Annotated in this window: 16 protein-coding genes and 1 pseudogene; 3 read left to right on the top strand and 14 right to left on the bottom strand. The window is 69.7% G+C overall.

Translation table 11 applies throughout. The annotated features are described in order from the left end of the window. Positions 1 to 160: 160 nt before the first annotated feature. Positions 161 to 1,564, top strand: coding sequence for a UTP--glucose-1-phosphate uridylyltransferase (locus AOP78_RS14385; RefSeq protein WP_062206330.1), 1,404 nt, complete (start codon positions 161 to 163; stop codon positions 1,562 to 1,564). Positions 1,565 to 1,604: 40 nt separating this feature from the next. Here AOP78_RS14385 and AOP78_RS14380 read toward each other — a convergent pair whose 3' ends face one another. The 13 genes from AOP78_RS14380 to hisC all read right to left on the bottom strand — a co-directional run bounded on the left by AOP78_RS14380 (position 1,605) and on the right by hisC (position 16,262). Beyond that, complete coding sequence (locus AOP78_RS14380) at positions 1,605 to 2,861, bottom strand: hypothetical protein (protein ID WP_062206327.1); 1,257 nt, start codon at positions 2,859 to 2,861, stop codon at positions 1,605 to 1,607. Between the two features lie 169 nt (positions 2,862 to 3,030). Then, positions 3,031 to 4,485, bottom strand: a complete 1,455-nt coding sequence (locus AOP78_RS14375) for a dihydrolipoamide acetyltransferase family protein (RefSeq protein WP_062206324.1) — start codon at positions 4,483 to 4,485, stop codon at positions 3,031 to 3,033. Between the two features lie 10 nt (positions 4,486 to 4,495). After that, positions 4,496 to 5,548 carry an alpha-ketoacid dehydrogenase subunit beta gene (locus tag AOP78_RS14370; RefSeq protein ID WP_062206321.1) on the bottom strand — a complete coding sequence of 351 codons (1,053 nt, stop codon included), beginning with the start codon at positions 5,546 to 5,548 and terminating at the stop codon, positions 4,496 to 4,498. Further along, complete coding sequence (pdhA, locus tag AOP78_RS14365; RefSeq protein ID WP_062206318.1) at positions 5,545 to 6,675, bottom strand: pyruvate dehydrogenase (acetyl-transferring) E1 component subunit alpha; 1,131 nt, start codon at positions 6,673 to 6,675, stop codon at positions 5,545 to 5,547. Before pdhA ends, AOP78_RS14370 begins: the two co-directional genes overlap by 4 nt. Positions 6,676 to 6,873: 198 nt before the next feature. Next, on the bottom strand, positions 6,874 to 7,845 hold the full coding sequence (locus AOP78_RS14360; protein ID WP_062206315.1) for a glycosyltransferase family 2 protein: 972 nt from the start codon (positions 7,843 to 7,845) through the stop codon (positions 6,874 to 6,876). Positions 7,846 to 7,937: 92 nt separating this feature from the next. Further along, on the bottom strand, positions 7,938 to 8,813 hold the full coding sequence (locus AOP78_RS14355; RefSeq protein ID WP_062206312.1) for an N-acetylneuraminate synthase family protein: 876 nt from the start codon (positions 8,811 to 8,813) through the stop codon (positions 7,938 to 7,940). Positions 8,814 to 8,953: 140 nt separating this feature from the next. After that, on the bottom strand, positions 8,954 to 10,219 hold the full coding sequence (locus tag AOP78_RS14350) for a DUF6716 putative glycosyltransferase (protein WP_062206310.1): 1,266 nt from the start codon (positions 10,217 to 10,219) through the stop codon (positions 8,954 to 8,956). Beyond that, positions 10,216 to 11,400, bottom strand: coding sequence for an acylneuraminate cytidylyltransferase (locus tag AOP78_RS14345; protein ID WP_062206306.1), 1,185 nt, complete (start codon positions 11,398 to 11,400; stop codon positions 10,216 to 10,218). Before AOP78_RS14345 ends, AOP78_RS14350 begins: the two co-directional genes overlap by 4 nt. Next, positions 11,397 to 12,350, bottom strand: coding sequence for a hypothetical protein (locus tag AOP78_RS14340; protein ID WP_062206303.1), 954 nt, complete (start codon positions 12,348 to 12,350; stop codon positions 11,397 to 11,399). Before AOP78_RS14340 ends, AOP78_RS14345 begins: the two co-directional genes overlap by 4 nt. An 18-nt stretch (positions 12,351 to 12,368) precedes the next feature. Continuing rightward, positions 12,369 to 13,130, bottom strand: coding sequence for an ABC transporter ATP-binding protein (locus AOP78_RS14335; RefSeq protein WP_369401094.1), 762 nt, complete (start codon positions 13,128 to 13,130; stop codon positions 12,369 to 12,371). Then, on the bottom strand, positions 13,123 to 13,983 hold the full coding sequence (locus AOP78_RS14330) for an ABC transporter permease (RefSeq protein ID WP_062206297.1): 861 nt from the start codon (positions 13,981 to 13,983) through the stop codon (positions 13,123 to 13,125). Before AOP78_RS14330 ends, AOP78_RS14335 begins: the two co-directional genes overlap by 8 nt. 9 nt (positions 13,984 to 13,992) lie before the next feature. Continuing rightward, positions 13,993 to 15,018 carry a glycosyltransferase family 2 protein gene (locus AOP78_RS14325; protein ID WP_152659585.1) on the bottom strand — a complete coding sequence of 342 codons (1,026 nt, stop codon included), beginning with the start codon at positions 15,016 to 15,018 and terminating at the stop codon, positions 13,993 to 13,995. A gap of 164 nt (positions 15,019 to 15,182) precedes the next feature. Beyond that, entirely contained in the window at positions 15,183 to 16,262 is a 1,080-nt protein-coding gene (hisC, locus tag AOP78_RS14320; protein WP_062206291.1) for a histidinol-phosphate transaminase, read from the bottom strand. A gap of 47 nt (positions 16,263 to 16,309) precedes the next feature. Here hisC and AOP78_RS14315 point away from each other — a divergent pair, with 47 nt between their 5' ends. Next, complete coding sequence (locus AOP78_RS14315; RefSeq protein WP_062206288.1) at positions 16,310 to 16,702, top strand: phage holin family protein; 393 nt, start codon at positions 16,310 to 16,312, stop codon at positions 16,700 to 16,702. Positions 16,703 to 16,898: 196 nt separating this feature from the next. Then, positions 16,899 to 18,308, top strand: a complete 1,410-nt coding sequence (gene purB, locus AOP78_RS14310; RefSeq protein WP_062206284.1) for an adenylosuccinate lyase — start codon at positions 16,899 to 16,901, stop codon at positions 18,306 to 18,308. Between the two features lie 52 nt (positions 18,309 to 18,360). Here purB and AOP78_RS15560 read toward each other — a convergent pair. After that, positions 18,361 to 18,619: pseudogene (locus tag AOP78_RS15560) on the bottom strand (hypothetical protein); the annotation flags it as partial.

Raw genomic sequence — 18,619 nt, 5'->3', positions numbered from 1 at the left:
TTTACCATTCTTTGACCTTCTCGGGTGGGGAGAAGGCGGTGGTGCGGGTCAGTCCGGCCCATGGCCCCGGCCGGGGAGCCCCGCCCTCCCACGTGAGCGGCGCGTGAACGCCCTGGGGAGACGGTCGCATCGTCCCTCAGAACTCTCTAGGCTCGGTGTCATGAGCGATGCAGCAGGCCTTCAGGCCGCCCAGACGAAGATGCAGGAGGCCGGCGTCAGCCAAGCCGCGATCGACGTGTTCACGCACTACTACGGCGAGCTCGAGGCCGGCGCGACGGGCCTCATCCTCGAGGAGACGATCGAGCCGCTGACGGACCCCGCGAAGCTCGCGGACGTCGAGATCACCGACGAGGCCGCGAACGAGGCGCTCGCGAGGACCGCCATCATCAAGCTCAACGGTGGACTCGGCACCTCGATGGGCATGGACCGCGCCAAGTCGCTGCTGCCCGTGCGCGACGGCAAGAGCTTCCTCGACCTCATCGCCGAGCAGATCACGAAGGCGCGCGAGACGACGGGCGCGCGCCTGCCGCTGCTGCTCATGAACAGCTTCCGCACGAGCGAGGACTCGCTCGCCGAGCTCGCCGAGCACGAGGATCTGGCCATCGACGGCCTCCCGCTCGACTTCCTCCAGAACAAGGAGCCCAAGCTGCTCGTCGACGGGCTCACCCCGGCCGAGTGGCCGCAGGACCCCGAGCTCGAGTGGTGCCCGCCTGGCCACGGCGACATCTACACGGCGATCCTCGCCTCGGGCGCGCTCGACGCCCTGCTCGACGCGGGCTTCCGCTACGCATGCGTGTCCAACTCGGACAACCTCGGCGCGGTGCCGAACGCGAAGCTCGCGGGCTGGTTCGCCGCGTCGGGCGCGCCGTACGCGGCCGAGCTGTGCCCCCGCACCGCGATGGACCGCAAGGGCGGCCACCTCGCGATCCGCAAGTCCGACGGTCAGCTCATCCTGCGCGACACCGCGCAGACCGCGGACGACGAGATGCACTTCTTCACCGACGAGTTCCACCACCCGTACTTCCACACGAACAACCTGTGGTGGGACCTCGAGAAGCTCAAGCAGGCGCTCACCGAGCGCGGCGCGGTGCTCGGCCTGCCGCTCATCCGCAACAAGAAGACCGTGGACCCCACCGACAAGGAGTCGCCCGAGGTCTTCCAGATCGAGACCGCGATGGGCGCCGCGATCGAGGTCTTCGAGGGAGCGACCGCGATCGTCGTGGGCCGCGACCGCTTCCTGCCCGTCAAGACGACGAACGAGCTGCTGCTGCTGCGCTCGGACGCGTACACGCTCGATTCCGATGGCGCGCTGCGGCTCGCGGTCCGCAAGGCCCCGACGATCGACCTCGACTCGGACCACTACAAGACCGTCGAGGACTTCGACCGACACTTCCCCTACGGCGTCCCGTCGCTCAAGGAGGCGTCCTCGCTGACCGTCTACGGCGACTGGACCTTCGGCAAGAACGTGACCGTGGTCGGCACCGTGGTGCTCGAGGACGACAACGGCGAGCCGAACTTCGTGAACGACAACACCGTGCTCGAGGGCGGCATCGTCGAGGGCTGAGCCCTCCCCGCTGTGGTCGGCTCCTCGCCGGCCACAGCGGTCACCGCACCTTGTGCCGGACCCGCATCACGGCGTCGCGCGCTCCGCGGGCGCTACGGCCGATCGAGTCGGCCTCCGCGAGCCAGCGACGCAGACCCGGCTTGAGCACCTCGGCCGCCACGATGTCGCCGGCCTCCTTCAGCGGGATGGGGGGCCTGTCGTCGGCGACCGGCGTCCGCCTCGACACCCGCAGCCAGCCCCGCGGGATCCACAGGCGTCCCCTGCGTACGCACGCGACCGCATCGTCCACGAGCGCAGCGGGCACCATCCGGACGGCATAGATCGACCCCTCCGCGGGGGTGGGAGCGTGCGCGTAGCCGGCGAGGTCCCCGATGACGTTCACGCCGAGCGCCTCGACCCGCGCGACGTGACGTTCGGCGATGCGCTGCACCTTCGGGGCTCGGCGCAGCGGCAGGTACACGCGGTGCTCGTCGGGGCCGGGGACGCGGCTCTCCATGAGACCGTCCACGAGCGCGGAGCGCACGAGCGCCTGATACTCCTTCGGGGTGATCCCGGCCTGCTTCACGCGCTGGTTGACCATGCGCACCAGCTCGGCCTCCTCGAAGGACAGCCCTCGGTTCACCATCGCACCCTCCGGCGAGGGCTCGAGCAGCCCGTCCGGCAGGCCGAGCAGCTCCTCGAAGGCCCGGAACACGACGTCGGGCCTCTCCTTGTCGAGCATCACCACGGTCACGCGCTCGGCGCCGAGGCGCGCGACCCAGGGCGCGACCACCTTCGCCATCCCGTACTTCGGCCACACGCGCTTGCCGAACGTGCTCTGTCGCTCCTCGAGGACGCGCTTCATGTAGACCCAGAAGCCGTGCTCGTTGCGCTGCTTGACGTACTGCTGCCACGCGGACGGGAGCAGCTGCGCGAGCGGGCGGACGGTGATCACCACATGCAGATCCGGCCCGAACTCCTCCACGAGGCGGTCGATCGCCGAGACCCGGCACCCCGCGATGAGCTCGGAGCTGAGGAAGAGTCGCTCGTCGGGGTGCCTCGCGCGCTCCTTGAGCAGACGCTCCCAATTGACCTTCTGCCGGTCCGTGTTGTGGCGCACGCCGGAGGTGCCCAGGATGGGCGACAGCGCGTCGGAGTGGTTGAGGCCCACGCCCGGGTAGCGGACGCCGTGACGACGCAGCGCGCGCCTGCGGTCCGAGGCGACCGACTGGATCGACGTGGTGGCCGTCTTCATCATCCCGATGTGCAGCACGCAGCCGCCGGGGCCGACGACCGGCGTTCGGTCCACGTCGCTCATGTCACCGCCTTCCTGGGTCCGCACGGGCTCCGGGGCCGGACCTCGGCCCGCGGATCGTGCCCCACAAGCCTACGGTTCCGTGAGCACTGCGGAGCGCCACCGTTCCAGGGGGCGCTCGTCAGGCGGTTCACGGTCCTTGGCGCACGGCATCCGCCGACGCGCTCGGGCGCTACGCCCAGACGAGTCCCTGCGACGGGTCCTGCATGACCCGGCCCACGTCGGCGAGTACGCGAGCGCCGAGCTCGCCGTCCACCAGACGGTGATCCACGGAGAGCGCGAGCTGCGTGACCCAGCGGACCTTGATCTCGCCCTCGTGGACCCACGGCTGCTCGCGGATCGCGCCGAACGCGAGGATCGCGGCCTCGCCGGGGTTGAGGATCGGCGTGCCGGTGTCGATGCCGAGCGGGCCGACGTTCGTGATCGTGATCGTGCCGTCGCGCAGCGCGCTCGGGGGCGTCTTCGACTCGCGGGCAAGCCCGGTGAGGTCCTGGATCTCGCTCGCGAGCGCGTGCAACGGCAGGCGGTGCGCGTCCTTGATGTTCGGGACGAGCAGGCCGCGCGGCGTCGAGGCCGCGATGCCGAGGTTCACATAGTGCTTGTAGACGATCTCCTGGGCGGCCTCGTCCCAGCTCGCGTTGATCTCGGGGTGGCGGCGGGCGGCGAGCAGGAGCGCCTTGGCGACGATCAGCAGCGGGGTGACGCGCACGTCCGCGAACTCGCGGTCCTTCTTGAGGCGCGCGACCAGGTTCATGGTCTCGGTGACGTCCACCGTGAGGAACACGGTGACGTGCGGGGCCGTGAAGGCCGACGAGACCATCGCCTCGGCGGTGCGCTTGCGGACGCTCCGCACCGGTACGCGCGTGGCACGGCCGTCCTTGGTCATCGTGCCCGACTCGAGCCACGGCTGGTCGTCGGCGGGGTAGGTCGCGAGCACCTGCGGGCTGAACGACTTGGCCGCGGACTCGACGTCCTCCCGCGTGACGAGGCCGCCGATCCCGGAGGGCGTGATGGTGGTGAGGTCGATGCCGAGCTCCTTGGCCAGCTTGCGCACCGGAGGCTTGGCGAGCACCGGGTACTCGCTGTCGCCCTCGCCGCCGATCGGCTCGAGCGCGTCGTCGCGACGGGGACGGCGCTTCGCGGAGCCCGCGCGCACGCCGTAGCCCACCAGAACGGCACCCGCAGGCTCGTCGGCGACCACCGCATCGTTCCCGTGCCCTGCAACCTCGCCTGCACTCCGCACGGATTCACTCGGCGACACGCTGGATGCAACCGTTTGCGGCACCATCTCGACCGGCGTGTCAGATCCAGATCCGTGAGGAGCGTCAGCGACGGAGTTGGAAAGGGACGATGCGTCGGGTGCCGGGGCGGCCTCGCCGCCCGGGTCCACGTCGAAGGTCGCGATCACGTTGCCGACCTCGACCGTGTCGCCGATCTCGGCGAGCAGCTCGGTGACGACCCCGTCGACGGGGCACGGGAGCTCGACCAGGGACTTCGCGGTCTCGACCTCGAGAAGCGGCTGGTTGACCTCGACGGTGTCGCCGACCTTGACGTGCCAGGTGACGACGTCGGCCTCGGTGAGGCCCTCACCCGCATCGGGCATGCGGAACGACTCGAACGTGGGCATCGCGGGTCTCCTAGTGGGCCATCAGGCGGTCGACGGCGTCGAGGACGCGGTCGAGGTTGGGAAGGAACTCGTGCTCGAACTTGGACGGCGGGTACGGCATGTGGAAGCCGCCGACTCGCATCACGGGGGCCTTGAGGTGGAAGAACGCCTCCTCGCCGACGCGCGCCGCGATCTCGGCGCCCACGCCGTGGGCGGTGGGGGCCTCATGGACGACGACGACGCGGCCCGTGCGCTTGGCCGACCGGACCACCGTGGGGATGTCGAGAGGGGAGATGGACCGCAGGTCGATCACCTCGACGCTCGTCCCCTCGCCCGCGGCGACGTCGGCCACCTGCAGGGCGGTGCGCACCGTCGGGCCGTAGGCGACCAGGGTGACGTCGGTTCCCGGCCGCGCGACCCGCGCGCGACCGATGTCGGCCGTGGCCGCCGCATCGTCCAGGCGCGTGCGCACGGCGTCGGTGTCGACGTCGCCCTTGTCCCAGTAGCGGGCCTTGGGCTCGAGGAAGAGGACGGGGTCGGGCGCGAAGATCGACTGCTGGATCATGTCGAACGCGTCCTGCGGGGTCGCGGGCGAGCAGATCCTGAGGCCCGCGGTGTGCGCGAAGAGCGCCTCGATCGACTCGCTGTGGTGCTCGATCGCGCCGATGTCGCCCGCGAACGGCACGCGGATCACGACGGGGAGCTGGATGCGGCCGTGCGAGCGGTAGTGCATCTTGGCGAGCTGCGTCGTGATCTGGTTGAAGGCCGGGAAGATGAAGCCGTCGAACTGGATCTCGACCACGGGGCGGTAGCCGCGCATCGCCATGCCGATCGACGTCCCGACGATGCCGGACTCCGCGAGGGGCGTGTCGATCACGCGGTCGCCGCCGAAGTCCTTGTGCAGGCCGTCGGTGACGCGGAAGACGCCGCCGAGCTGGCCGATGTCCTCGCCCAGCAGCAGCACCTTGGGGTCGCGCTCCATCGCGGCGCGCAGGCCAGCGTTGATCGCGCCGGCCATGGTCATGGTCTTGACGGCGGATTCGCGCACGGGCGCCTCGGGTGCGCCGTGGTTCGTGTCGGTCATGCGTGGCTCCCCTCGTCGATGAAGGACTGCTGATAGCGATCGAACCAGGCGCGCTCGGCCTCGACCTGGGCATGCGGCTCGGCGTAGATGTGATCGAACATCTCCAGCATCGGCGGGCGCTCCCAGCTCTTCACTGTCTCACGTGTGCGCTTGCCGAGCGCCTTGGCCTCCGCAGCCACGCTGTCCCTGTACTCCTGCGTGAGCTCACCGATCGCGTCCAGGTAGGTCTCGAGGCGCGCGATCGGGTCGCGCTGACGCCACTTCTCCTCGTCGGCGCGGGTGCGGTAGCGGGTCGCGTCGTCCGAGGTGGTGTGCGCGGCCATGCGGTACGTGAAGGCCTCGATCAGGACGGGACCCTGGCCTGCGCGCGCGTGGCGAAGCGCCCACTGGGTCACGGCGTGGACGGCGATCACGTCGTTGCCGTCGACGCGCACGCGTGGGATGCCGAAGCCGTCGGCGCGCTGCGCGAGCGTGACGCGCGACTGACGTGTCGTCGGCTCGGAGATCGCGAACTGGTTGTTCTGGATGAAGAAGACGATGGGCGCATTGTTGACCGCCGCGAACACGAAGGACTCGTTGACGTCGCCCTGGCTGGTCGCACCGTCGCCGAAGTAGCAGACGACCGCACCGTCCTTGTCGGGGTTGCCCGACGCGACAAGGCCGTCGCGGTCCATCGCGATCGCATAGCCGGTCGCGTGCAGGGTGTGCGCGCCGATCACGAGCGTGTACAGGTGGAACGAGTGCTGCGCGGGGTCCCACGAGCCGTGCTCGAGCCCGCGGAACAGCGTGAGCATCTGGGGCAGATCGACGCTGCGGGTGAGCGCGACGCCGTGCTCGCGGTAGCTGGGGAAGACGTAGTCGGGCTCGCGGATCGCGGTGCCCGAGCCGATCTGGGCGGCCTCCTGGCCCAGGCACGACACCCACAGCCCGAGCTCGCCCTGACGCTGGAGGCTCGTGGCCTCGGCGTCGAAGGCGCGCGTGAGGGTCATGAGGCGCCACGCGAGGCGGAGCGCCTCGGGCGTGAGGTGCTCGGCGTACGGCTCCCAGTCCGGGTCGGCGACGCGCGTGCCGTCGGCATCGAGAAGACGGACGAGCCCGTTGTCGCTCAGCGGTCCCAAAGCTTCCACAGTGAACTCCCCTGCAGATCGAGGGCGCGCAGGGTCGCGCGCTAACCTACGCAAGCGTAGGCTACGGTTCCGTAGGTTGCAAACGACACCCCGTGCGCCGCGCACCACGAGGGTCGCATGAAGCCCGTCGGCGCGCTCGAGGACCGGGCCCGACGGCCGTCCCGACGCAGGCCGGCAAAGGCCGCGCGGCACCGGGGCTCAGTCCCGGCGCGACTGCGGCGACGCGGGCACCGCCGGCCCGTACTGCTGCTCCTTGAGCCGTTCGAGCGCCTGCTCATGAAGGGTGCGGTTGGTCTTGAGCAGGTCCGAGAGCACGCCGAGCGCCAGGGACAGGAACGAGCCCATCACGAACACCGCGCCGAGGATGAGCGACTGAAAGTGATTGCCCTTGTCGTCGAGCATCAGCAGGATCGCGTAGCGGACGTACGGGGCGAGTCCGATCACCCCGAAGATCGCAGCCAGCGACATGAAGACCGTCCACGGTCGGAACATGATGTACGACCGCATGATCGCCTGCGCCGACTTCACCATGTGCTCGAGCGCGCTCCCGAACAGACGGGACTCGCGCGTCTTCGGATTGGTGTCCACCGCGACCGACGCGATCGAGAGCCGCTTGTTTCCCGCCTGGATGATCGTCTCCATGCAGTAGCTGAACTGCGTGATGACGTTCAGGCGATAGATCGCGAACCTCGAGTACGCGCGAAAGCCCGACGCCGCATCGGGCAGGTCAGTGCCCGCGGCCTTGTTGACGACCCATGAGCCGAACCTCTGCATGGCCTTCTTGAACGGCGAGAAGTGCGCGATCTTGTGGGTCTGACGATCCCCGATGACGATGTCGGCCTCGCCCCTCAGGATCGGCGCCACCAGGTCGCCGATGCGGTCCTGCGGATACTGGTTGTCGCCGTCCGTGTTGACGACGATGTCCGCGCCGTGCGCGAGCGCGTAGTCGAGGCCGTCACGGAACGAGGTGGCGAGCCCCATCGTCCGGTCGTGGCGCAGCACGTGCGCTCCGAGCTCACGGGCGATCTCGCTGGTCCGATCCACCGAGCCGTCGTCGATGACGAGCAGCTCGACCTCGTCGACGCCCTCGATCTCGCGAGGCACCGAGCCCAGCACGATCGCGAGCGTCGCCTCCTCGTTGAGGCAAGGAACCTGGACGAAGACCTTCACCCCGCGATCGTAGCGGGACGGCGGACAAGTACGACGAAGGCGCCCACCCTCGAGAGGAGGATGGACGCCTTCGCGTCAGCTGAGCGGGGAGATCAGGCCCCGACGCGGCGGAGCTTGCTCAGCGGAGCCAGCTCGCCGGGGAAGACCTTCTTCACGCCGTCACCAAGGGCGGTCTCGATGATGCGGATGTCGCGCACGAGGTGCTTGAGGCCACCCGGCTCGAGCGAGGCCGCGTGGTCCGAGCCCCACATCGTGCGGTCCAGCGTGATGTGACGCTCGACGGTGACCGCGCCGAGCGCGACCGCGGCAAGCGAGATCTGCAGGCCGGGCTCGTGGCCCGAGTAGCCGGTCGGGACGCCGTAGCGCTCCTTGAGCGTGTCGATCATGCGCAGGTTCGCCTCCTCGGGGGGAAGCGGGTAGGTCGACGTCGCGTGCATGATGACCAGGTTGTCCTTGCCGAGGGTCTCGACGGCCTTGTCGATCTGCTCGATCGTGGACATGCCGGTCGACAGGATGACGGGCTTCCCGGTCTCCTTGATCTTGGCGAGCATGCCGAGGTCGGTGACGGACGCCGAGGCGATCTTGTACGCGCACACGTCCATCGACTCGAGGAAGTCCACCGACGGCTCGTCCCACGGCGATGCGAACCAGTCCAGGCCCTTCTCGTCGCAGTACTTCGAGATCTCGGTGTACTCCTCCTGCTCGAACTCCACCTTGTAGCGGTACTCGAGGTAGGTCATGGTTCCCCACGGCGTCTCGCGCGGGGTCTGCTTCATGTGCTCGGGGGTCGCGATCTCCGGGGTGCGCTTCTGGAACTTCACCGCCTGGCAGCCCGCCTCGGCCGCCACGTCGATGAGCTGCTTCGCGAGCTCGACCGAGCCGTTGTGGTTGAGGCCGATCTCCGCGATCACGTAGACCGGGGCGTCTCCACCGATCTCGTGCTTGCCAATACGTACCGAATTCGTCACGCGTCTTCCTTTCGCCGAAGCTGCCGCTCCTGGCGCCTGCTGAAACTTGTCGTAGGCGTCACGCGTGGCCCAAGCCGCCGCGTCGCCACCGTTGGGCGCTCCCAGTCTACGTGCGGACACGCTTTTCGCCGCATCGAGGGTCAGTCACCAGCACGGCGAAGCCGGTTCAGCCGCCACCTGATGCCGCGCAGCACACGGGTGGTCACCGCGAGCAGCACCGCCTGGGGCGAGCCCGGCTCGAGGTCGCCCGCCGCGGCACGTGCCCTCAGGCGCTTCCTCCATCCGAGCTCGTCCCTCACGATCGACCGAGGCTCGGGCAGACCCTCGCTCCGGCGACGGGCGACGAGCTCGCGCAGGCGCGGCACCACGTCGTCCTCGGACGCGGGATGGAAGTAGTTCCGGGCGAGCCACTCCTCGGCCGGCATGCGGAACACCCCGGCCCGGAGGTCGTCGAGCGTGCCGATCGTGTCCGACCCCACGAACACCGTGTTGATCATGCGATCGCTCACGCCGAAGTCGCCGAGGATCAGCACCGGCACCTCGGCAGCGATCGCCTCGATCGCCGCGGTGGAGCTCACCGTGACCACGCCGACCGCGCGCTCCAGATGCTCGCGCATCGACGCGCCGGACACCTTGAGGTTGGGCGGGACGTCGAGGCCACCACGCCGCAGACCCTCGAGCAGGTCGGGGAACGCGAACGTCTCGGCGTGCGTCTGCGCCTCGCCCGCCACGGCGCGCACCTTCACGATCACGTCGAGATCGGCACGGGCCCGCGCGAGGTCCGCGAGCGCGCGAAGGATCGACTCACGCTCCTCCTGCTCATACGGCACAAGCGCCTGCGCGGCGAAGAGCACCTCGTTGGGCGACGCCGATCTGTCGCCGAGTCCCGCGAACGGGAGGGTGGCCAGCGCGAACGTGCCCCGAAGAGGGTCATCGCCGACAAGCTCCTCGTACGCCTCGACCTCCCGTGCGCTGTGCAGCACGAACAGGTCGGCGCCCGACCGATACACGGTGCCGAGACGCTGCGCCGGGATCGAGATCCCGGGCAGCCCTGTCACGACGACGGGACGATGCGTCATCCCCGCCACCACGTTCTCCATCACGAGCCACGCGGCGGGGCCGCGGGTCGCGAGGAGCAGCACGTCGGCGTCCTCGCTCTCGAGCAGCGCGGCGAGCTCCTTGATCGCGACGAGGGTGCAGCGCTCAGGATCGAACGAGCTGCCGTCCAACAGCGCGACGGTCTGCGCGGGCGACGGTGTCGCCGAGCCGATCAGCGAGTGGATCGAGACGTCCCAGTCTTCGGGCAGCCGGTCGAGCGTGTAGGCGAGCCACTTGAGATACGAGTCAGAGTCGGCGACGCCGACCACGCGGATCGGGCGGTCGCCGGTCGAGGCGCGGTCGGTCACGACGCGGCGCCCTCGCGGGCCGCGAGCACCCGCTCGGCGATCTCCCGCACGGCACCACGGCCGCCGGGCTTGGCGCACGTCACGCGCGCGACCGCGATCGCCTCAGGGCGGGCGTCCGCGGGCGCGACGGGCCATCCGACGAGGCGCATCGACTCGACGTCGTTGATGTCATTGCCCATGTACACGACGTCGGCCAGGTCGACACCGACCTCGGCGCACCACGCGGCCAGCGCGGTCGGCTTGTCATCGATCCCCTGGCGCACGTCGACGCGCAGCTTCTCGGCGCGCGCGGTGACGACGGGGTTGCGCTCCTTGGACAGGATCAGGAAGGGCACACCGGCCGCTCGCAGGCGCGCGACGCCCATGCCGTCGGACCGGCTCACCGTGACGGACTCGATCCCGTCCTGGGTCACGGTCGCGGTGTCGTCGGTGTGGACGCCGTCGAAGTCGGTCACCACCGCCTTCGCGGGGATCGGCGTCGCGCCGGCCTCGGACTCCGCCAGGCGACGGGCGAGCTCGAGCTCGTGCAAGTCGTCGATCTCTATCGAGGTCGCGGGGTCCACCTCGATCACCTCGACGCGCCCGAAGAACCGGTGGTTCGCCTTGAGGAAGCCCTCGAGGTCCATTACGTAGAAGGCGCCGGTCTCCTGGTAGTGCGGCTCGCGGTCCTGTCGACGCGGACGGAACGACTTGTCGTGGTTGACGCCCTCGGCGCCAGCCTCGGTGCGGCGCCACAGGAACGCGTAGGTCTCGACCGCGGAGAACGCGGAGTCGGCACGGCCCTCGGCGACCGCCTTCACAGCGCGGCCGAGCGCGGGGACGTCGATGAAGGGCGACGTCGCCTGGAGGAACGCGAGCCGCTTCGGATCGGCGCCGAGCGCGCGGAGCGTCTCGATCGCGTGCACGAGCGCGGACTCGGAGGTCGCCTGGTCACCGGCCAGATCGGCGGGACGATCGACGACCACGGCCCCGTGACGCCGGGACTCCGCGGCGATCTCCGCATCGTCCGTGGACACCGCCACCAGGTCGATGCCGTCCACCTGCGCGGCCGCCTGAATCGCGCGGCCCACGAGCGAGACTCCCCCGACCTCCTTGAGGTTCTTGCCTGGCACCCCCTTCGAGCCCCCGCGCGCGGGGATGATCGCCACGGTGCCGGTCACATCGGCCATCGACTCGGTCATCGGTTCTCCTCGATTCGCCGCACCATGGTGCGGAACTCCGCGGCCGCCGTCTCGGTCCACCAGGTGTCGGGCACCGGTGTCATCTCGAGCGCGACCGTCTCGGGCAGGATATGGGTGAGGGTCGCGACGACGCTCGACGGCAGCGTCACCACCCTCGACACTCGCGGCTGCTGCGCGAGCACGAGCTCGAGCGCGATGCCGGGCCGGTAGACGCGAAGCCCAGGGATGGTGGCGTAGTCGGCCACGTCCCTCGCGTTCTCGCGACGATGCGGGAGGTAGGTCGCATCGCCCGCCGAGGCGAGCGTCACGAGCCACTCGCGGTACCGCTCAGGCCTCACAAGCGAGTCCGCCACCATCGCGGAGCCCACGACGACCGTGCCATCCAGATTCTCCGAGAGCCGCCCGGCCGCGGTACGGGTCCACGCGTAGTCGTTGCGCACCACGCGCGCGCCCATCTCGGCGAGCGCCCTCACGCTGTCCGCGTCGTCGTACGCGGTCCGCACGGTGACCCTGCCCTCCGCCATGAGCGCCCTGACGCGCCGGGTGGCGACGCCTCCGAGGGAGCGCATCAGGATCCCCTCGGCGTTGGCGGGACGTGTCGCAGCGGCACCCGTCGCGAGCTGCTCGGCGAGCGAGAGCATCGCGGCGCCGTCATCGACCACGACGAGCTCCTTGACCGGGCCGGCGGCGAGGACCACGCGCAGCTGCCCCGAGTAGAGGTCGCCCGCGAGGAGACTCCGCGCGCGACCCGCGCGCGAGGTGAACGCCGATGCCAGGCCGCGCTCGAGCATCGTCCCTTCCGGAAGCGACGGCTCGATCGCGCCGGCGACATCGTCGAGCGTCGCTACCCCAGACCTCACGAGGATGCGCGTCGGCTCCCCCAAGGCGTGCGCGTGCTCGACCGCATTCACCAGCTGAAGCGGTGACTCGACCCAGGCGACAAGAGACATCGGTCGGCCTCGGTCGTGCTACTTCGACGCCCGGTAGGCCTGGATGACCTCCTTGGGGTCACCGTCCATCCGGATCGTGCCGTGGTCGATCCAGATCACACGGTTGCACGTGTCGCGGATGGAGCCCATCGAGTGAGACACGAGGAACACCGTGCCGGCGCGATCGCGCATCGCGCGGATCCTCTCCTCACTGCGCTCGCGGAAGCCCTTGTCTCCCACGGCGAGGGCCTCGTCGATGAGGAGGATCTGCTGCTCGCGCGCCATCGCGATCGCGAACCTGAGGCGCGCGCCCATGCCCGAGGAGTACGTCTTCATCGGCAGGTCGATGAACTCCTCGATCTCGGAGAAGTCCACGATGTCCTGGTACTTCTCCGCAGCCTCCTTGGGAGTGAGGCCGAGCGCGAGCGCGCCGAGGATCACGTTCTTCTCGCCGGTCAGCGCGGGCATGAGCGCCGCGTTCACGCCCAGCAGCGCGGGCCGGCTCTGCGCGTAGACGGCGCCGGACGCGGCGGGCGTGAGGCCCGCGATCGAGCGCATGAGCGTCGACTTGCCCGATCCGTTGTGCCCGATCACGCCGATGCTCTCACCGCGGTGAGCGACGAAGGACACTCCCTTGAGGGCATGCACCACGCGCGTGCCGCGCGACCGCTTGAGCAGGGAGCTCTTGTTGTCCGCCCGCTTGCCGCCGGCGAAGGACCTGTACTCGACGTGAAGCGAGTCGACGATGACGGTGGGGTCGCCCACGCGCGGCGCGGGAGCCTCCATGGGGAGCTCACTCACTTCCGTACCTCTCCTCCGCCTTCCAGAAGAACACGATGCCGAACGCGGCGGTCACGATCGCCGACGCGACCGCGACGACCCAGGCGAGCGTCTGCAGCTCCGTCCCGCCGACCAGGCAGTAGCGCACGAGCGCGATGTAGTCGTGCACCGGGTTCAGCTGTGCGAGCGTCAGCATCCACGGCGGGTTGTCCGCGAGCACGAGCTCGAGCGAGTAGAAGATGCCGCTCACGTAGAAGAACAGGCGCGTGACGAGCGGCAGGATCTGCGTGACGTCCTTCAGATGGACCGTGAGGCGCGCGACGACGAGCGCGATGCCAGCGTTGAACAGCGCCATCAGCGCGTAGATCGGGACCACGAGCAGCCACTTCCAGGAGATCGGCTCGCCGAAGGCGGCCACGATGATCGCCATCACGATCACCATCGGCACGAGCTCCATCGCGAACTGGATCACCTGCGCGAGAGGCAGCAGGATGCGGGGGAAGCTCAGGGATCTCACCAGTCCCACATTGCCCGTGACCGCCTTCGCGCCGCCCGACAGCGAGCTCGAGAAGAAGCCGAACGTGAAGACGCCGACCACCAGGAACGGGACGAAGTTGTCGGGCCGAGTGTCGCTGGGCATGATGACGCCGAAGATCGTGCCGTAGAGCGCCGCCTGCAGGATCGGGAAGAGCACGATCCAGCTCATGCCGAGCCGACTGTCGTGCAGCGAGGCCTGGATCCGGTACTTGGCGAGCGCGATCGCGAAGTTGCGCCTGCGCCACGCCTCCATGAGGTACTCGCCCAGGGGCGGGCGAGCACCCACGCGCTCGAGCCCATGCTCGCGGGCAAGCGCCTCGTAGTCTGTCGTGTTCATTCGGCTCCTCTATCGCCCCACGAAGGCGTTGTCACGCCGCACGGGGAACAGCAATCCCATGAGGGATCCCCAACCCCAACTTAAGTGCATCAGGGGGAGAACACCGCACACACGTACGGCGACGGCGGATCCCTTGTCGCGGGCCTTCGCCGCTGCGACGCCCACGAACAGTCCGTAGACGACGGGGCTCACCAGGCCCAGGGCCAGCAGCACCGCACCGATGCCGCCTCCCAGAATTGCCGCGAGCAACAGTAGCACCGCGCTCGCGGCGAGGGCCATGACGAGGGTCATCGGGATGAAGTAGCGGATGCTGCCCAGGGTCGGATGGCGGCGGATGATCTCGCCGCGCCAACGACCCGACGCGTGGAACTGTCGCAGCACCGCGCGGACCGTGTGCCGGGGCCGGTAGACGACATCGACCCGCGGTTCGAACCACACGGTGTGTCCGGCCGCGAGGAGGCGCTGGTTCATCTCCCAGTCCTCGCCGCGCTGGAGCGACTCGTCGAAGCCGCCGACACCGACGACCGCGTCCCTCAGGAACACCCCGAGGTAGGCGGACTCCGCGGGTCCGGCCTCGCCGCCGACGTGATAGATCGCCCCGCCGAGGCCGAACGGCGAGTTGTAGGCCCAGGCCACGGCGCTCTGAAACGGGTCGAGCCCTTCGGCGTGCATGCGCCCGCCCACATTCGCCGCGCCGTGCTCGAGCAACGCGGCGACCGTGATCGCCGCGTAGTCGACGGGCAGCACCGCGTGCGCGTCGACGCGGATGACGATCTCATTGCGCGCCTCGGCGAGCGCGATGTTGATCGAGCGAGAGATCCCGTCGCGCTCGTTGCGGAGCAGCCGGATGCGGCTGTCCTCGTCAGCGAGCTCCCGCGCGATCTCATCGGAGCGGTCCGTGGAGCGGCCGAGCACGAGCAGCACCTCGTCGACGACGGCGTCCTGCTGTCCGAGGATCGACTCGACGGCCTCGCGCAGATACGCCTCCTCGTTGAGGACGGGCATCGCGAAGGACACGGGGGGCGGGGGGTTCACTTGGGCTCACCTCTCGCGCTTCTCAGGTCCGGACGTCGCACTTCTCAGGTCCGAACGTCGCGCATGTCGGGTCCGAACGCGCCTCACAAGTGTACGCGGAGCGGGTCGGACGTCCTCGTTCACGTGCATGCGGCGCCGGCGCGCGGGATGGTGACGCGCGCCGCTCAGCCCTTCTCGGGGTAGGCGGCGAGCGCCTCGATGAGCGCGTCGTTCTCCTCAGGCGAGCCGATGGTGATGCGGATGCCGTGACCCGCGAACGGGCGCACGAGCAAGGGCCGGGAGGCGTTCGCCATCGCGGCGGCGAGGTCCTCGGTCCCCTCGCGCACGCCGAGCCACACGAAGTTGCCCTGCGCGTCCGGCACGGTCCACCCCTGCTCGCGGAGGGCGTCGGCGACGCGGTGCCGCTCGGCGACGATCTCGGCGACGCGCTCGAGCAGCTCGTCCTTGGCCGCGAGCGACGCGATGCCGGCGGCCTGCGCGACCGAGCTCACGGAGAACGGGGTGACGCACGTGCGGATGTTCGCGGCGACCTCGTCGGAGGCGACGGCGTAGCCGAGGCGGAGGCCGGCGAGCCCGTAGGCCTTGGAGAAGGTGCGCAGAAGAACCAGGTTGGGGTGACGCTCGAGGACCTCGGTGCCCTCGACCGCGTCGGGGTCACGGACGAACTCGCCGTACGCCTCGTCCAGCACGACGAGCACGGTCTGCGGAACCGCGGCCATGAACTCCTCGAACTCGTCGACGCGGATCGTGGGACCCGTCGGGTTGTTCGGCGAGCACAGCAGGACGACCTTGGTGCGCTCGTTCACGGCGTTGGCCATCGCGGGGAGGTTGTGGCGCGCCTCGGAGTCGAGGGGCACCGTCACCGGGGTCGCGCCGACGAGCTGCGTGAGGATGGGGTACGCCTCGAAGCTGCGCCACGCGAACATGACCTCGTCGCCGAGGCCGGTGTACGCCTGGAGGATGTGGCTCAGCACGGCGACGGAGCCGCCGCCCGTGACGACCTGGGCGGGTCGGGCCCCGACATGCTTCGCGATCGCCTCGGTGATGTCGGTCGCCATCATGTCGGGGTAGCGGTGCATCTGCTCGCTCGCCTGCTCGACGATGGAGACGATGCTCGGCAGCGGGCCGTACGGCATCTCGTTGGACGACAGCTTGATGGGCTCCGGGCCGTCCTCCGCTCCTCGCGCGCCCGGGACGTAGCGGGGCAGGGAGGCGATCACGGGACGGGGTGCAGGAGTGGTCATGTGTCCACCATGCCAGTCGTTGCCCCACTCGTGCCAGAATCGGCCGCATGAAGTTCCTCCTCGAAGTCGCCATCACCGCTGTCGCCGTCTGGGTCGTCACGCTCCTGCCCCTCGACGTCACCGTGATCGGCGGTGAGGGGGACGAATGGTGGCACCGCGCGCTCGTGTTCGCGTTCGTCGGGCTCGTGCTGACCGTGCTCAACCAGTTCGTGAAGCCGATCCTGGACGTTCTGGGCCTGCCCATCAAGATCCTTACGCTCGGACTGTTCGGCCTGGTGATCAGCTGGTTCATCCTGTGGCTCACCTCGTGGATCACGGAGCAGGTGTCGTTCGCGACGCTCGAGATCGGCGACTTCTGGATGAGTCTGCTCGCGGCGATCGTCATCGCCGTCACGTCCGCGGTCCTCACCGCGGTGGTGCCTGGGGCCGAGAAGCGCTGACGCGCCAGGACGATGCCGGGGCGACCTGGCGCATCGTCCGCGCCACCACGCCGTCCCCGCCACCGCGCCGCCGCGCCGCCGCGCCGCCACGCTGTCCCCGCCACCGGGCTGTCCCCGCCACCACGCTGTCCTCGACCTCGCGCCGTCCTCGACCTCGCGCGGGCCGTGCTTCGACGCCCCGTGGAACAATGACGACGTGAACGACTGGACCCGCCTCGCCGACATCACCCCCACCATCGCCCTCGGGCCGCTCGACGGTCGCTACCGCGGCGCGGTGGCTGACCTGGTGGACCACCTCTCGGAGCCCGCGCTCAACCGCATGCGCCTCCACGTGGAGGTCGAGTGGTTCATCCACCTGTGCGCGAAGGACGCCGTTCCTGGGGTGCGCCCGCTGACGGATGACGAGATCGCTCTGCTGCGCTCGATCCCGGCCGGCTTCGATGCCGCGGGCATCGCCGAGCACGGAGAGATCGAGAAGGTCACGATCCACGACGTCAAGGCGGTCGAGTACTACATCAAGCGCCGCATCGACGGCACGTCGCTCGCCCCGCTGAGCGAGCTGGTCCACTTCGCGTGCACGTCGGAGGACATCAACAACCTCTCGTACGCGCTCATGGTCAAGGGCGCTGTCGAGCGCGTCTGGCTTCCCGCCGCGACCGCGCTCGTCGGCGACGTCGCCGACCTTGCTCGGGCCGCGAAGGCCGTCCCGATGCTGTCGCGCACGCACGGTCAGACGGCCACGCCGACGACGCTCGGCAAGGAGTTCGCGGTCCTCGCGCACCGGCTGGGTCGCCAGCTCGACCGCGTCGGCCGTCAGGAGTACCTCGGCAAGATCAACGGCGCGACGGGCACCTTCGGCGCGCACACCGCTGCCGTCCCTGGCACGGACTGGATCGACGTCTCGCGGACCTTCGTCGAGCACCTGGGCCTGACCTGGAACCCGCTCACCACGCAGATCGAGAGCCACGACTGGCAGGCCGAGCTGTACGCCGACGTCGCGCGCTTCGGCCGCATCCTCCACAACCTGGCGACCGACGTGTGGACCTACGTGTCGCTCGGCTACTTCGCGCAGGCCGCGGTCGCGGGTGCCATCGGGTCGTCGGCGATGCCGCACAAGATCAACCCGATCCGCTTCGAGAACGCCGAGGCGAACCTGGAGATCTCGGCGGCCCTGCTGGACACCCTGGGCGCGACGCTCGTCACGAGCCGCATGCAGCGCGACCTCACCGACTCGTCGAGCCAGCGCAACATCGGCCCCGCGTTCGGGCACTCGCTGCTCGCGATCGACAACGTCCGTCGCGGCCTCAAGGCGCTGACCGTCAACGAGGCACAGCTAGCCGCCGACCTCGACGCGTCGTGGGAGGTGCTCGCCGAGCCGATCCAGTCGGCGATGCGCGCCGCCTCGATCGCAGGAGTGCCCGGCATGGAGAATCCGTACGAGCGCCTCAAGGACCTCACGCGGGGCCAGCAGATCGACGCGCAGTCGATCCGCACGTTCGTGGACGGCCTCGAGCTCCCCACCGAGACCAAGGACCGCCTCGCGGCGCTGACCCCCGGCGGCTACGTCGGCCTCGCCGAGACCCTCGTGGACCGCTTCCTGCGCTGACGTCGCTCGTCCGCGGCGGTTCCGCCGTCGACGGCTTGAGACAGGGCGCTTCCTACGCAGCGCGGACCGAGGCTCGTCCGACTCGCGTCTCAGGGGTGTCTGTGGCGCGTGGCGTGGCGTGACGCGCGGCGACGGCTTCGGTCTCGAGTGCTGCGATGCCGCCGAGGATGGGGGTGCGGGCGGGGTCGATCGACGGTGGCGGGATGAACCATACGCGCGGGCCGTCGACGCGGATGTCCCAGCCCTGGGTGTGGATGTCGTGGTGGCAGCGCGTGCACAGCATGACCCCGTTCGAGAGGTCCGAACGCCCG

It is taken from the genome of Demequina salsinemoris, assembly GCF_000974805.1.
In the GTDB taxonomy this organism is placed as follows: Bacteria; Actinomycetota; Actinomycetes; order Actinomycetales; family Demequinaceae; genus Demequina; species Demequina salsinemoris.
This window is presented reverse-complemented; position numbering and strand designations above follow the sequence as displayed.